Source organism: Amycolatopsis thailandensis, assembly GCF_002234405.1.
In the GTDB taxonomy this organism is placed as follows: Bacteria; Actinomycetota; Actinomycetes; order Mycobacteriales; family Pseudonocardiaceae; genus Amycolatopsis; species Amycolatopsis thailandensis.
The window spans coordinates 1-1,090 of record NZ_NMQT01000313.1; the positions used below are offsets into that span (position 1 = coordinate 1).

At 70.7% G+C, this 1,090-nt stretch carries 1 protein-coding gene; it reads left to right on the forward strand.

Going from position 1 to position 1,090, the window contains the following annotated elements; genetic code table 11:
* Positions 1-167: 167 nt before the first annotated feature.
* Entirely contained in the window at positions 168-1,067 is a 900-nt protein-coding gene (locus CFP71_RS42545; RefSeq protein WP_093939461.1) for an alpha/beta hydrolase, read from the forward strand.
* Positions 1,068-1,090 lie beyond the last annotated feature (23 nt).

Consider the following 1,090-nt stretch of genomic DNA (forward strand, 5'->3'; position numbering starts at 1 on the left):
AACATCACGACCCGGATCGCGCCCTCGACGTCAGGATCGAGATGCGACAACCGTGCCGCCAGTGCCTCCATGTCCGCGAGCCTACGCGGCGATCGTCGCGCGAAGGGGCGATCGCGCGCGACGGATGGCGGACGATCCCCGGTCCACCGGCTGGAAGGATGACCGTCATGGATCCCGAGCTGGAAGCCTTCGTCGCCCTGTTCCCTCCGGTGACCCTCGACGACCCGGTCGCCGATCGCGCGAGCTTCGCGAAGCTGGCCACTTCGGTGCCGGGGCCGGACACCTCGGCGATGACGGTCGAGGACCGGACGGTGCCCGGGGAGCCCGCTGTGCCGGTCCGGGTCTACCGGCCGCACGAGGCGCGGGGCGCCGTCGTCTGGCTGCACGGCGGTGGCTGGGTCATGGGGAATCTGGACACCGAACATCCATGGGCGGCCCGGATAGCCGAAGCTTCCGGCGCGGTGGTGATCTCGGTGGAGTACCGCCTGGCGCCCGAGAATCCGTTTCCCGCGGCGCTCGACGACGTCTACGCGGTGCTGAACTGGACGGCGGACCACGCGGCCGAACTCGGTGTCTCCCCCGACCGGATCGCGATCGGCGGGCACAGCGCGGGTGGTGGTCTCGCGGCCGCGACGGCGCTGCGGGCACGCGACGAAGGAGGGCCTCGGATCTGCTTCCAGCTGCTCAACCAGCCGGGACTCGACGACCGGCGGGAGTCGTGGTCGGCGCGGACCTTCACCGACACGCCGTGGATGAACCGTGACAGGGTCGCCGCGATGTGGCGGTACTACCTGGACGGCAAGCCCGCCCCTTCGCCCTACGCCGCTCCGTCGCGCGCCACCGATCTCTCCGGTCTGCCGCCCGCGTACGTGGCCGCCGCCGAGTTCTGCCCCAATCGGGACGAGAACATCGACTACGCGGCGCGCATGCTGCGAGCGGGGGTCTCTGTAGAACTGCACCAGTGGCCCGGCACCTTCCACGGTTCACAAGCGATCCTGTCCGCCGAGGTCTCGCGCCGTCAGCTCGACGAACTGGGCGGTGTCCTGCGCCGCGCGCTGGCCGGGTGACCCGCAAATGGGTTGACCCGGTC

Coding starts and splice junctions, on each gene's coding strand:
- CFP71_RS42545 (WP_093939461.1), top strand. CDS start 168: ATGGATCCCGAGCTGGAAGCCTTCGTCGCCCTGTTCCCTCCGGTGACC.